The organism is Brasilonema bromeliae SPC951 (assembly GCF_012912135.1).
Lineage (GTDB): Bacteria > Cyanobacteriota > Cyanobacteriia > Cyanobacteriales > Nostocaceae > Brasilonema > Brasilonema bromeliae.
Genome location: NZ_QMEB01000040.1, coordinates 16829 through 31554, shown reverse-complemented (window position 1 = coordinate 31554; position 14726 = coordinate 16829). Strand labels below are relative to the sequence as shown.

13 protein-coding genes and 1 pseudogene are annotated in these 14726 nt (G+C 40.4%); 1 reads left to right on the top strand and 13 read right to left on the bottom strand.

The features are described from left to right. Positions 1–104 precede the first annotated feature (104 nt). Together DP116_RS07655 and DP116_RS07650 are read right to left on the bottom strand one after the other, a co-directional pair. Positions 105–896, bottom strand: a complete 792-nt coding sequence (locus tag DP116_RS07655; protein WP_169154614.1) for a class II aldolase/adducin family protein — start codon at positions 894–896, stop codon at positions 105–107. Between the two features lie 461 nt (positions 897–1357). Then, positions 1358–2152, bottom strand: a pseudogene (locus tag DP116_RS07650) (alkaline phosphatase PhoX); the annotation flags it as partial. A gap of 7 nt (positions 2153–2159) precedes the next feature. On the opposite strand from DP116_RS07650, the gene DP116_RS07645 reads away from it, so the two are divergent. Continuing rightward, a complete protein-coding gene (locus DP116_RS07645; RefSeq protein WP_339381646.1) occupies positions 2160–2285 on the top strand; it encodes a DUF4174 domain-containing protein in 126 nt (41 codons plus the stop codon). 306 nt (positions 2286–2591) lie between these two features. Here the strand turns inward: DP116_RS07645 and DP116_RS07640 are convergent, their stop codons facing one another. From DP116_RS07640 to DP116_RS07590, 11 genes are all read right to left on the bottom strand, one after another. Continuing rightward, on the bottom strand, positions 2592–4166 hold the full coding sequence (locus DP116_RS07640; protein ID WP_169154613.1) for a sodium:solute symporter family transporter: 1575 nt from the start codon (positions 4164–4166) through the stop codon (positions 2592–2594). Between the two features lie 79 nt (positions 4167–4245). Further along, a complete protein-coding gene (locus DP116_RS07635; RefSeq protein ID WP_169154612.1) occupies positions 4246–4521 on the bottom strand; it encodes a DUF485 domain-containing protein in 276 nt (91 codons plus the stop codon). A 266-nt stretch (positions 4522–4787) separates the two neighbouring features. Then, positions 4788–5720: an Npun_R2821/Npun_R2822 family protein gene (locus DP116_RS07630; RefSeq protein ID WP_169154611.1), complete on the bottom strand. Its 933-nt coding sequence runs from the start codon at positions 5718–5720 to the stop codon at positions 4788–4790. Between the two features lie 10 nt (positions 5721–5730). Continuing rightward, a complete protein-coding gene (locus tag DP116_RS07625) occupies positions 5731–6753 on the bottom strand; it encodes an Npun_R2821/Npun_R2822 family protein (protein WP_169154610.1) in 1023 nt (340 codons plus the stop codon). Positions 6754–6786: 33 nt separating this feature from the next. Beyond that, complete coding sequence (locus DP116_RS07620; RefSeq protein WP_169154609.1) at positions 6787–7758, bottom strand: glycosyltransferase family 10 domain-containing protein; 972 nt, start codon at positions 7756–7758, stop codon at positions 6787–6789. Between the two features lie 191 nt (positions 7759–7949). Next, the gene (locus DP116_RS07615; protein ID WP_169154608.1) at positions 7950–8303 is read right to left on the bottom strand and encodes a HepT-like ribonuclease domain-containing protein; all 354 of its coding nucleotides are present in this window, start codon (positions 8301–8303) and stop codon (positions 7950–7952) included. Further along, positions 8293–8583, bottom strand: a complete 291-nt coding sequence (locus tag DP116_RS07610) for a nucleotidyltransferase family protein (RefSeq protein ID WP_169154607.1) — start codon at positions 8581–8583, stop codon at positions 8293–8295. The genes DP116_RS07615 and DP116_RS07610 overlap by 11 nt, the downstream gene beginning before the upstream one ends. 201 nt (positions 8584–8784) lie before the next feature. Then, on the bottom strand, positions 8785–9996 hold the full coding sequence (locus DP116_RS07605; protein ID WP_169154606.1) for a glycosyltransferase family 4 protein: 1212 nt from the start codon (positions 9994–9996) through the stop codon (positions 8785–8787). A 4-nt stretch (positions 9997–10000) separates the two neighbouring features. After that, positions 10001–12244 carry an ABC transporter ATP-binding protein gene (locus DP116_RS07600; RefSeq protein ID WP_169154605.1) on the bottom strand — a complete coding sequence of 748 codons (2244 nt, stop codon included), beginning with the start codon at positions 12242–12244 and terminating at the stop codon, positions 10001–10003. Positions 12245–12460: 216 nt separating this feature from the next. After that, positions 12461–13612, bottom strand: a complete 1152-nt coding sequence (locus DP116_RS07595) for a glycosyltransferase family 4 protein (protein ID WP_169154604.1) — start codon at positions 13610–13612, stop codon at positions 12461–12463. Positions 13613–13632: 20 nt separating this feature from the next. Continuing rightward, on the bottom strand, positions 13633–14640 hold the full coding sequence (locus DP116_RS07590) for a glycosyltransferase family 2 protein (protein ID WP_169154603.1): 1008 nt from the start codon (positions 14638–14640) through the stop codon (positions 13633–13635). Positions 14641–14726 lie beyond the last annotated feature (86 nt).

Here is a 14726-nt window from a genome sequence, read left to right as displayed (position 1 = left end):
CGCTCTTAGCGTGCGCTTGCGCTTACGCTAACGCCGTAAGGCGTGCGCTTTGCGCATACGACGTTCGCGCGGATCCTCCCCCAAAGCAGCAAGAAGAATCTTACTCAATCCAGCAAGTCAGGTTGCTGACGGACAATCATGTCATACAGTGACTGGAAATTGAACCAACCCATGAAATGTGAGCCAACTTGACGATAAGTCAGACTAGCAGTGTCGGGGTTAATCAGCACTGGCTTTCCTGCTGCTTGGGCCATCAACTGCGATTGACAGCAGCGATCCATTGTGATGAACCACCATGCTGCCTCATCCACTGAATGACCAACACTCAGTAAGCCGTGGTTGCGAAGAATCGCCGCTTTTTTTAGTCCCAGAGTATTGGCAATACGCTGACTTTCTTCCAAATCCAGTACCACCCCAGTATAGTCCTCAAACAAAGCGTGGTCTTCATAGAAAGCACAAGCATCTTGAGTCAACGGGTCGAGAAGACGTCCCAAGGTTGACCAGGTTTTGCCGTAGAGGGAATGTGTGTGAGCAGCCGCTACTACATCTGGTCGCGCTTGGTGGATTTGAGAGTGTATGGCGAAAGCAGCAGCGTTTACTGGCTTGTTACCCTCAACGACCTCACCCTTGTGGTTAACCAGTACCAGGTCTGAAACTCGGATGTGACCAAAGTACATCCCAAAAGGATTAACCCAAAAATGGTCATGGAATTCAGGATCACGAGCAGTGATGTGTCCAGCAACACCTTCATCAAAACCGTAACGAGCAAACAAACGAAAGGCAGCAGCCAAACGCTGTTTGCGATGGAGACGCTCATCTTCCACACGCTCAAACTCAGGTGGATGGGGAAGTTCCCCTTTGGATAATTTTGAGGGGTCTACTGACTGTATGAGCATAACTTTATCTCCTCATCAACTTAATGGAAATTTAGCAACCGAACTTTTCTTAAACAAAATACTTAAACTTTCGTAAAATTACATATTGATTATAATCTCCTCAAAATTTAGTAGAAAAACCTTTTCTTGCCAAAATATTGCTGGTTTACGACTTTTGAAAGGAGAACTCACAAAAATGAAATATCTACAACCTGAAGTCTCCATTTTCCGAACAAAAATGCTTTTATGCGATCGCACTAAATAATATAGCGCTTTTGAAGTTACAACAATAGCCGTTATATTAGTATTAATGTCAAGTAAAAACTTTTCAAAATTATCATATCTTGACAAGAGTTTGACGCCAAAAAAGAAACCCAATTTCTTGAAGCAACTAGGTTTCTTAATGTAGAACTTATTCACTAAAAACTATGAGGAATAAAGGATAAAATTTTAAAAATTCTACTTTATCCTTTCCTCAAAATCTACCTAAACTTTCTGTATTGGCGCGGCCACGGTCCCCAAATACAATATGTAATACCAACACCTTGAGTGTTGACAAATAATGTGTCACCGTCAGGAGAAAAGCAAGCGCCAGCAAACTCGCTGTTATCAGGTTCGCCATTACGGTCTGGTCTAACAATGGCGTTACGTGCGAACTGATAAAGCTCACCTTTTTGATTGACCCCGACAACGAATTGTTCACCACCCCCATCTTCACAAAGGAAGAGGTCTCCGAAGGGTGCTACAGTAATGTTGTCAGGCTCATCGAGGAGTTCTCCGCTAGGGGAAGCCTCAACAAATAATGTAATTGTTTCTTCTCTAGGATTATAAATCCACACTTGACCATTGCCGTACGTACTATCCACTGCAGGCGGACCTCCTTGAGTGGAAATAAAATAGATAAGATTGTTATCGTACCAAGCTCCTTCACCTCGATAAAAGATCGCTGCACCTTTAGATTGAGCTTCTTTGCGGACAGTATCTTGTACAGGGTCAACATCTTCTATTTGAACCCATTCCACTGGTAAAGGCTGACCGATAGGAATTAAGCCTTCAGCGCCTCCAATGTTAGAGTTGTTTGACGTGTTCAGTGTGGGCTTATCCTTTATCACCAAAGCATAGAGAGTCCCGCCTTTGGCTAACTGTCCAGGCGCATTTGCTAGACCTACAGCAGGTACAAAACGATAAAAACAGCTATCTCCTCTATCTTCAGTTTCGTAGATGTAGCCCGTCTTTGGATCTACTGCGACAGCTTCATGACTGAAGCGTCCCATCGCTGTCTTAGTGGGTAAAGACGGTGGTGTCAAGCGCCGCGAGACAACTCCTGTGCAAGCGAAAGCTATTTTTGACGAAATTGATGCTATGCCCATGCGACGACAGGAAATGCGAGAACGAGACAAATCAGTCTAGGGAATAGCAAACGACTATAGCAGTCCTAAATGATTTGTCAAAAAACAAGACCCCCGACTTCTCGCGAGAAATCGGGGGTCGAAATAGGAGTTAATTTATGCGGGAATGTGCTTCAGATTGCTATTCGCTCGTTCAAAAATTTTGAACAAGCAAAATAGTGGAGGAAACCAAATTCCTACATCTGAGAGAAGAACATAATCTTATACCAAGTTGCATTCATACAGGTAATCTTCTTTTTTCTTGCTTAGCGCTCTTCGCGTCTTCGTGGTTCGTTTATAAAATTATCTCTTTGAACGCAACTTAGTATTAACCGTTGAAACCAATATGGATACGGTTTTCAACTTCTGCAAATTTTTCCTGTGCTTCTCGTTCGCTAGCTAATAGTGAAACGACAATACCCACCAAAAACGCCAGAGGAATACTGATTAACCCTGGATTTTTCAATGGGAAGGGTGCAGAAGCGTGCTTGAGGATAGTCACCTGAATAGTTGGTGAGAAATAAATCAGCACTAATGAGGAGAGGGTACCCACCAACATACTTGCTACTGCACCATAGGTGGTGAAGCGTCGCCACAGCATAGATAAAAGCAAGGCGGGGAAGTTTGCACTAGCGGCGATCGCAAATGCTAAACCCACCATATAAGCTACGTTTTGCCCCTTAAACAAAATACCTAGCACTATCGCCACTGCTCCCAGCATCATGGTTGCAAAGCGAGCCACCTTTAGCTGTTCCGTCTCGTTAGCATGACCGCCTCGCACCACATTCACCCACAAATCGTGAGACAATGCTGCTGCACCAGAAAGAGTTAACCCCGCAACCACCGCCAAAATCGTCGCGAAGGAAACAGCAGCAATAAAACCTAAAAAGGCATCACCACCTAGAAATTCAGCTAACATTGGTGCTGCCATGTTACCACCAGTCCCAATTTGCTTGATAGCATCTTGACCGACTAGCACCATCGCCCCAAACCCAAGAATGAAGGTGAGAAGGTAAAAAACGCCAATCAAAGCTGTAGCATATGTTACAGAATAACGCGCAGATTTAGCATCAGGCACTGTGTAGAACCGCATGAGGATGTGGGGTAATCCTGCTGTCCCAAACATCAACGACATCCCTAAAGAAATCGCATCCAAAGGATCAGAAACTTGTTTACCAGGAGCCAAGACACCTGCTCCATATTTAGCAGCTGCGCTACTAAAAAGTGCCATTGGGTTAAAGCCAAATTTCGCTAGTACCAAAATTGCTAGCAAAATAGTTCCACCCAGCAACAGAATAGCCTTGATAATTTGTACCCAAGTTGTGGCTATCATCCCACCGAAAATCACATAAGCCATCATCACGCAACCGACGATGACAACAGCTAATTCATAGTCAAACCCAAACAGCAGCTTGATAAGTTCGCCAGCACCTACCATTTGGGCAATTAAGTAGAAGCTGATCACTGCTAATGAACCAAAAGCAGAAGCTATTCGTACTGGTGCTTGTCGCAAACGATAAGCCACCACATCAGCAAAGGTGTACTTGCCCAAATTACGCAGAGGTTCTGCGATTAAGAACATAACGATAGGCCAACCCACCAAAAAGCCGATAGAATAAATAAGGCCATCAAAACCATTGAGTGCGACTAGTCCAGTAATCCCCAAAAAGCTAGCAGCGCTCATGAAGTCTCCTGCTAAAGCTAGCCCATTTTGGAAACCGCTGATATTACCTCCAGCAGTGTAGAAGTGGGATGTGCTTTTGGTAAGTTTTGCAGCCCAGTAAGTAATACCAAGAGAACTAGCGACAAACACAAAGAAGAAAAATATTGCCAGTGGGTTGAAGTGACCGAGATTTTTAATATCCACTTCCGCCAGTGGCAAATAACACCACAAACTATTCATATTTGATTTTGGATTTTTAATTTTTGATTAAAGAATTGAAGAATTGTGAGTTATTGCTTGTTTGACTAACCACTACCCTTCATTTGCGTGTCAGTCTTGCAATTTTGTCATCATAATTATTGTTTGCCCAGCGTACGTAAATAAAAATTAATATCCATGCTGAGACAATCACCAGCGCTCCCAGTAAAATACCAAGGCTTAGTCCTGGAATGATTTGTGAACCCAATAACGGCTTATTGAAAGCAATCAGCAGAATAAAGCCAAAATAGATAAACATCATGGCTCCACTTAGCATCAGCGAGACTCGCCAGCGTTGAGCAGTGAGGGCTTGAATAGCCTTTGTGCGATCGTCCATGTCTTGCTTGAATTGAAGAGAATAGGTTTGATTGTCTCACTGAATTGCTAGACTGCAAAAAACTTTTAAAGTTTCTTAGTACTTTTATTGAGATTTTTAGTGATAAAAAATACTAAGATTTATTAAGTTTGAGAGGTGGTGCAAGTATCGTGCGATGGCGATACGCACATGCGATAAGCCGGAGGCTGATCGCACTGTACAGATACAGCAAGAGGCTTCTGCCCAATTAAGCTAAACGAGGGTAGATAGTAACTACCCTGTTTATTTTACAAATTAGCTTTCATTTTTCTGAGTTGATTCTTCAAATTCTCCAATGTTTGCTCCCACTGACTTTTCTTTGGTTTTTGTGGGAAAACTGCTGGAGTCAGTTCCGGATTAAGATTGCGATAATATTCCCAAATCTCCCAATAAGGACAACCAGGTTCAATCCGAATACCAGCCCAGTGGAGATATTGTAGGGGTTGATTAACTTTAGGATCAATCAGTATATTTCCCTGAGTCTGAAAATGGTGACTTCCTCCCCAATTTCCTGGTGCTTTACCCTCTCTGCGGACAATGTTAAAGCGACGTGGGATTCGCTTCAGGAGCATATAATTGATAATAGGTTGGTCGGAAGTTTTTTGGGAAAAATCGAAATATTCTGGGTGTGCAGCGCACTCAGCGAAAGTTTCATACAAATCTTGTTCCGAAATAAGATTTTTCTTGGAACCCCAAAAACCACCATTGAAAATATCTTTGACTTCATCTTCAGTAAAGACTTTTTCTTCTAAAACTTTTGGTGTAAAGACATTAGTTATTCCACCTGCGTGTTGATAATCACAACAAATAAAATCGTATTGATTCAGATAATTCAGATTCTCAATAATTTTTTCAAAGACAACTATATCTGTATCTATGTACAAAAACTCATCAAAAGGTCCAAACCAACAAGCTTGCTTGCGAAATTGATTAGGACGAGCGAAAAACTTGTTTCCAAAAAGCTCATGTAATTTGATTGATAATCTATCGATAAAATCTAGGTCTTCATAGATTTGTACTCCATAATATTTTTCGAGTGTATCTGCAATATTGTGATAATTATCATCATAAGGAATCATGACAATTGGTGTTTCTGTATCATGCAAACGGATACTGTTGAGTAGTGCGATCGCATGGTCAGTCACCTTATCATTCGCAATAATATAAATTCCACGATTCATTGAATAATCCTCAACCTGCTAATCCTAACTTTCTTAAAATGCGTGTAGCTAAACTCGGTGGTGCATTGTAAGCTTTCGGCTTACTCTTGAACTTTGGTCGCTTGTCTGGTTCATGCAGATAGCGATAATGCAAGAAAATTTCTCGATAAGGAAAATCAATATTTTCTCCAGAACAAACGCGGGTAAACAACTGAGATGATAAACCGATATAGTGAATGTAAGTTAACGGATGACCTTTGTCATACAAGATATTATCTCTGGCTTCAAAATGAGGAGAGGTGACACAACAACCAGTTCTTTCATTTTCCGGAAGATGATGGGCAAAATTATAGCTAGATATGCCTGACTTCATGACCATGTAGTTGAGAATTGTTTGGTCGGGAGCATTCATATACAAAATTTCTGCTTGATCTTGTTTGAGTTGTGATATAATTTCATTACGTTTTTCTTGATGAAAGATATTCTTTTTGCTTCCATACATACCCGCGCAAAAGATTTCCGAATCTATGCGAGCAAGCGGGAAAACATTTAACAACTGATTTGACTTAACATTGTAGACATGAGCAGCATCTTTATGTTGGAAATCATAAACAACGAAGTCATTCTGATTTAACTGCTGAAAAATATAATCTAAAGAATTTAGGACTAGAATATCAGCATCGAAATAAATAAATTTATCAAACGGACCATCGAAGCCGCAAAAACGACGATGCATTCCTAGGCGATAAACTCCCGAGATGCCGTTTTGTTCCCAAGTTTGAAAAGCACTAGGATGAGTTTGCCAGATTTGGGTGGCGAAATCTTCCCAACGTGCAATAGCTGCTGTATCTGCAAATATTTCTACATTGTTTCTGTTTTTGATTTCGTCTTTTACTTTTTCTAATCTGTTATCATAAGGAATGATACAAACTGGGTAGTTTTTGCCAGTATTGCTGCCATAATTGGTGCCAGCATTCGCTTCAATACTATTTAAGAAAGCTACTAACTGGTCAAAAACGATATCGTTAGCGAGTACGTAAATCCCTTCAGTCATTCAAGTCTCCACAAACTCCGAGATTTCCCATGTTTATGAACAATGTTTAACATAATCCGAGAGCCAATTTAACAAGTTTAACTTATGCAAAATGATTTCTCTGGCTTCGGCGATCGCACTCTTGGCTGCATACCAAGCATCAGTTGTTGCTGTCACTTCTTGAATGTAAAGAAGTCCTTTTTCATCCAAACTTGGTAATCTTAAAAAACTACCAGGAGGTAATAATTTATCGGCAGCAGGACCTCCATAGTAAATTGGTAAACACCAAGCAAGCAAAGCATCCCATAGCTTTTCACTCACATACCAATTATTGTCAGCATAGTTTTCAATTGCCAGGTTATAATAGTATGGAGCCATACCATACCATTTATTACTCAATTCACCGCCTCCTTGTGCCCACTCTGGTAAGCCACGACCGTATAAATCAAACTTCAATTCGCTGTTTCGCAGCAGTTTTAAAAACTCCAAGCGCTGGCGATGGTTAACTGTGCGACTAATACCAGATGTCACCCAACTACATGGTCTAATTTTTTCTGGCGGTGGCATATCATTCAACTCACGAAATGAGTTAGAATAATACCAAATGGCAGGCATATAATTCGGCGTGGGGGCAAAATCATCTGGTCCAGAAATATAACCGCAGTATGCTTGAGCCTGTTGATAAAATTTTTGATTCAATTCAACCACTTCGTCTAAAGGTGGTTCTCGCAACAGATAAATGACTCGTTCTTTAGGAATGTTTATAAGTTTATTTTGTAACGTTTGCTGTGCCTTTTCGTATTCAAGTTGTGCTTTTCTATTTTTCCAAAACCACAACTGCTTTTGCGGTGGTTCAGGAAAAGATGTGTAGTTATACATTAATAAAAAATCTGGCTTGGGGGCTGTAGAATGGATTTGAATATCACCCCAAACACCAAAAGGATGAGGAGTTTGTTGCCATAGCCAATCTGGTTTTTGATCTAAACCAGGATAGCTACTGATCATACCAATAGTTTTGATGCTCATTTTTCATTAATTTGTGGATGATGAGGAGAGAATAAGGAGACGCACAGGGGAAACGTATCAATTTGATTCAGCCACTCGTAGCAGAATGGAAAAAAGATGCCAATATTTACTAAGTGTACTCCACAGTCTTTGATTCAGCATTCAAACAGTCGCACACGTACGGTTATACAGACGAAACCCACCTGCGTGGGTTAAACGCTATCGCCAAACTCACTTTCCAGCAACTGTTGTATTTGTTCTTGCAAAGGCTGAACTTTATTCTGCACAATATCCCAAATAATTTCGTTCTCAACCTGGAAATAAGTATGAGCTAGAATATCTCTTAAACCCGCAATTTTTCGCCACTCAATTTCAGGCGCAACCTCCCGCATTTCCACAGGAATATTTTTCACAGCTTCTCCAATGATTTGAAGGTTACGCGCAACCGCATCAAATGTCTTCTCATCCACGATAAACTGCTCGAAAGTTATGCCTTGGGTGTAACGTAATACCTTTGCACAGCAACCAACAATGTCCTCTAAATAAAAACGAATATTACGCGACACGAATAGCCTCTTTTTCAACAACATCACGGATTGAGGGTTTCAGCGATCGCCAACTAACTAAATCAACCTTAGTTCCAAGTTGATCTTCCAAATAAAATTTGATTTCCATATAGCGATCAAAGGTGAGTGGTGGTTCAAGTTCAATCAAGATATCAACGTCACTGTCAGATCGAGCTTCATCTCGTGCGACAGAACCAAAAATTGATAGCGATCGAACACCAAAGTTCTTCAAAACAGTCCAATGCTGTTGCAAAATTGTTAATACTTCGTCACGTCGCATATCCTTACCTTTAGGGAACTCTTAACAGGGAACAGTGAACAGTAAACAGTGAACAAGGGGTGGACGAGTCCGTTTCCTACCTGATAACTGGTACTGCGTAGGTAGCTGATGACTGATAGCTGATAACTGATAACTGATAACTGATAACTGGTTAACATAAACTGTACCTAGCTGTTCAAAAATCAAATAGGACTACTATAGTTAAGCAATAAGTGGAGGACGAAGAGATTCATCAACATAACTCAAGATTTTTGCGGCTCGATTTTCCCAAGAAAACTGCTTCACAAAGTTGATAATATCTTGATAGCCTTCGACTTTCCTCGGATGAGTTTTTAAAACCTGCGCGATCGCTTCGGCAAATTTACTAGGACTATCTGGTTCGCACCAAGCAGCGATAGCGTTAGTATTCTTAAACTCCATTAAAGAGGGGATTTCTGTTGCGACAATGGGATTTCCAGAAGTTAAATAGTCAAACAGCTTGAGGGGAGATGTGAATGTTGCAGCTTGTCCGGAACAATGGGGATGAGCTAAAATATCAGCGGCTTGTAGCAAAGATGGTAAATCTTTGTGCAAGAGATATCCTAAGAATGTAATGTTGTTAACTTGCAAATCTCTTGCTAATTGCTGATAATGTGCAACCTCTTTCTCATCACCACCTGCACAGACAATTTGAATATTTGGCATGAGTGCAGCAACATCAACGAGGATATCAATACCTTTAAATTTTCTTAATGCTCCTGCATAAACGACTAAATGTGAACGTTCATCTTTGAGAAGTTTTTTGCGCCACTCTGCGATTTTTTCTGGTTGTCTAATTATAAACGAGGAATTATAGCCGTTGTGCACCGTAATGACTTTTTCTGGCGGCATTCCATGTTGTATCATGTGTTCTCGGACTGTATCAGTAACTGTAGCAGCGACTTGAAACAGTGGATGATTCACAATTTCTGGCTCAAATTGCTTATCTTCGTAATGGTGGTGTTCGTAAATTGCTGGTACACCATTTTTAACTGCAGCTTTGATGAAATTCCAGTTCCAAGCGTGGACAAGTTTGGTTGTCGAAAGGATATGGAACGGAAAATAATATTTTGTGGCAATGGTGTTAGAGTCGGTGAATTTACTATTGATATAATCAATAGGCCAAGGCATGGGTAAGGGAGCAACTTTGAGCTTTTCCTGGATGTTGTAATATTTGACGAGTGCTTCTGGTGTTTTCCTTGGTTGAAATGGACGAGCTAAATGAATTGGGTTGAAAGCTGCTAATCCTTTGCGAGGATATGCCAAAACTGATGAGTACCCTAAGTTTGCGGCTGCGTTTGCTGCGTTGGCAGATACTATAATATGAGCTTCTGGTTTGGGTATCTCTTCTGTTAAAAAGAAGACGTAGTTTTTCAGAAGAGTCGTATTTTTCATGATTTTAAAATTTAAGGTTATCCTCAAAATGATCTAAATTTTCTAGCAGACGCGTGAGCGCTTGATAAGCTTCCTGGATGAATTTATGTTGGCTTTGAGGCGTGTTTCTCGAATCATTGGCTAGGGAGTTTAGAGAGTTAAGTATAGGTTCAAGAGTCATCCGAAACTGATTGCAGATAATTATCAAATTTTGATTTGGGGTGGCTAAGCTGTGATTTGGCTGTGCGGCTGATAAAGTCCAGTTCGTTTGTAGGTGAACAATATCTTCCAAAACATCAATGCTGTTGAGAACTTTTAAGCCTGATTTGTAGGATTCTTCTATGAATTTCTCTCGCTGTTGAGGATTGTTTTGTCTATTATCAAGTAGTAAGCGCAAAGAACCAATTATAGACTGAAGCCGCGTGCGAATTTCAACAGAGATGCGCACTAAGTTTTGCTGGCGTTTGGTAGCAGTTTGCGCCTTATCGGCAAATTGCATTGCATACAGACGCGAATAGTAACCACCCTTTTGTAACAGTTGTTCATGGGTTCCCACCTCCACCACACTTCCTTGATCCAAAACAGCAATTTGATCGGCTTTTTGCACTGTGGAAAGGCGGTGAGCAATGACTAATGTTGTGCGATCGCGACTGAGGTTATCTATCGCCTCTTGCACCAAACGTTCGGAAACAGTATCTAAAGCACTCGTGGCTTCATCTAAAATCAAAATTTCTGGATCTTGTAGTAAAGCACGCGCGATCGCCAGGCGTTGTCTTTGTCCCCCAGACAACATCACACCGCGATCGCCAATAATAGTTTTAAATCCCTGTGGCAATTCACTGATAAACTCATAGGCATTTGCCTGCTTTGCTGCTGTGATAACTTCCTCTTTGGTTGCTGACTGACGTCCGTATGCAATGTTATTCCACACTGAGTCATTAAAAAGAAAAGTATCTTGACTAACAATTCCCATCGCCTGTCGTATTGAGAGCAAGTCGAAATCACGCAAATCGATGTCATCGATGGTAATACAACCAGATGTTGGGTCATAAAATCTGGGTAACAAATCTGCCAATGTTGACTTTCCTGCACCAGAACCGCCTACCAAAGCCAGTGTCGTACCTTGCGGTAAGTATAAATCTACATCTTTAAGTACCAATTTTTCATGACCGGGGTAGGAAAAGGAAACTGACTCAAAACGCACTCCCTTCTTTAATTTTGTGTAAACATTTGAGCCGTTACTCATTAACGGCTTATTCTCCCAGCTTAAGAACTCAGCAACTGTGTCCACACTAGTAGCAGTACTAGCAAAGCTACTGCGAAGAGTATTTAACTGAGAAATAAATGGTAGCAGTCGTAGTAGTACCAATAAATATGTCAGTAATACTGTTGAAAGCAAGACAATTTGGTTTGCAAAGAAGGTGCGACTCAAAAAGACAATCAGTATTATAGCTGTAACGCCCATGACTTCACTCAGTGGTGCGATCGCTTCCGAATGAACCTGAGACTTAAAGTCAGCTTTTTCGCGCTCGTGAATGAGTTTCCTAATACGTTGATATTCTCTTTGTTCACTACCCGTTGCTTTGACTAGACGAATCCCGTTGAGAGTTTCTAGTATAGCGATTGAATAGGCTCTAGACATATCACTGAGCTGCTTCCCAAACTGTTTAGCACGGGTAATAGCATACTGATTTATTAACGTTACCAAAGACAGCAAAACCGTAGCAGCAATCGTTAATTGCCAGGAAATTGACAGTAGTATCCCGACAAAAACTAGAATTGTAATCCCTAAGATGATTAACTTAATAGTATTACCAACAGCACTTGCAGCACGGCTAATTTCTCCACCAAGACTGTTGATGATGTCACCAACTTTCATCTTGGCGTAATAAGATAAATCAATTTGTAGCAATAAGATTAAGCCAGTTTCGCGCATATCCGAAGTGACTTTGCGCGTTAAGGTACTAGATGCTAAAGTGCTAGCGTACGTCGCTAGATTTTTTAACAGAATCGTGAAGATAATTGTCCCCGCCATCACTCCTAATAGGTAATTTTCGGGAATATTATCAAACGGAGACATAAGTTTTTTGAGAATAGCTGGTGCACCACTGAAATCCACTTCTTGTCCCACTATTCTTAAAATGACTGGAACAATCAGAGCAGTGCTAACACCATTAAATAAAGCTCCAGAAAACCCTAACAATATTGTCAGGAGAGTCAAAACTGGATACGGTTTAGCAAATCTTAGTAATAGTTTGCTGGTAGACATTGGGGATTTGTCTCTCAAGAAACACAGGGAACAGGGAACAGGGAACAGGGAACAGGGAACAGGGAACAGGGAACAGGGAATAGGGAACAGGGAACAGGGAACAGGGAACAGTGAATCACGCCATCAAATCAATCAAAGTAAATAATTTTAAAATCAGATTTTGAGCGTTAGTGAAATTTTATAAATTCCCCCTTGAAAATCACACATTATAAGTACTCATAACCCAGCAATGACGGACTCTAAGGTAGATGCCATAGTCTCAAGGCTATATTTTTTTATACATCTTTCTCTTGCCTTGAGACCTCGCTCATTTGCTGACTCTAAATTCTCAAATATAAAATCAATTTGCTCTGCAATTTGTTCTGGTGAACCAGGGTCAATCAAATAACCAGTTTCATCTAAAATTTCTGGAATATCTCCAACTCTAGTTGATAACACGGGTTTAGCCATTGCCATTCCATCTGTTAATTTTAAGGGGAATTGGGCACGAGCGATGATTGTATCTCGCTGAGGAACAACCACAATATGAGCAGCTGCTACAACCTCAGGCATAACTTCAACAGGACATTTGGGCAACTTGATAATCCAACGCCCCCATCTTTGAATGAGTTTATCATCATAATCATCATAAGGACTGCCACCGACAATCACTAGTCTTAAATCCGACTGGTTTAACCGATCCAACGCCATCAAGACATCTTCAACACCTTTATGTGGTCGTGGTGCACCTGGAAACATTAAAATGCGATAGTCATCAAGATCATAACGAATTCGGCTAGCCTTTGAGTCGTACATACTAGGGTCGAACATAGCAGTATCTTTACCATTAGGCAGATAAATACCGCCAAAACGTTCTTTGAGAAATTGAGTATCTATTGTTACTGCATCCGCCTTTTGTACTAAGCTTTCCATCCATTGTATATAAAGTGGATGATCCGGAAATCTCAACGCACCATCTTTCTTTAAAATATCCCTGGCAAATTGCTTCAGACTCGGACGATACTTCCAATTCATACCTCCATACCAGCTTAATTCCCAGTCATCCATATCCAGAAGCAAAGGACGACGGCTGCTGATTTTTTTTAGTAGAGATAGACCAAAACTCGTAACCTTTGGTTTGACTGCATAAATAATATCTCCATCTATTTTTTCTAAAACTTGCCGACTATAACTGAAAAACTCAGGATAGTTTTTCCCAGGAATGGAAACAATCTTGATCCCATTGGGAGGGATTGCATAAAGTTCTTTCCCAAAAAGAAAACCGATAATTTCTACCTCATGGTTAAGCTTTTTGAGTACTTGTGCTAGCAAAAAGGCGCGAACACTCCCACCACCGCTTAAGTCACTTACAATTAATGAAAACTTCATAATTATTCTTGATGATTTTTTTATAACTTTATTTTTGAAAACAGCATGGATATTATTTTATTCGTACGGTTACCGCGATACTTTTCGTAGAGTAGGAAACTTGGGAGGATTTTTCTGATAGTATGGAAAACTTTGAGTTGCTTTTTATTTTTTATCGTAATTTTTTTGTTGAGTAAGCGAACTGGCATAGGAACTATTTTTAGTAATCTTTCAAAATCGTCTTCCTCTTTCTCCATAATTGCTTCCTCTAAGAAGAACTCCAGACCGCTTTGACAACAATTGTTCAGTTCTGGATAATTCTTGAGAATATTTTCATAAAATATAATATAGTAGTTTTTCATATAATTCCAACTATTAGTTCGATTTGACTGATGCTTCGTGTAGTAAGTACCAATCATCGGGGTGTAAACGAAATTTGCACCTGCCATTAAAATAGCGACAGCAAAATATCTATCCCCCAGTGCTTTGAGGTATTCCGGAAACTTTGTCTTACTCAAGATACTTTTTTTCATCAGCATAGCTTGCTGAAGGGCAGGATGAGGTGTATCTGCAAGAAAGTCGGGAATGAGTAAACGTTGAATGAATTCATCTTTAGTCAATGAGCCAATGACATTTTCCTGAGTGTTGACAATATTTTGGTTCGCATCTAAAAACACCCGTTCATAATCGCAGTAAAAGACTGTGTCGTCATTGAGATTAACTTTTTCTAAATAACTGAGTTGAAATCTAGTTTTGTCTTCATGAATCCAATCATCTGCATCGAGACATTGAATCCATTCACCCTGTGCTTTTTCGACGCCAAAATTGCGAGATGAAGGGAGACCGCCATTTTCTTTATAGTAGTATTTGACTCGCTCATCTAAATTCATCAACTGCTCAGCTACCTGACGAGTATTATCAGTAGAGCCATCATCGACAATCAAACATTCAATATCAGGAAATGTTTGTGACAAGACACTTTTGACTGAGCGTTCAAGGTAGCAACCTTGGTTAAAGCAGTTGACAATGATTGAGACTTTCGGTGACATTTATAAATAATTCCTTATTTGTGAAAATATATTGATATAGCAGTCCTACTTGAGTTGTAAAATTTATCAACCGCCAAGACGAGCCA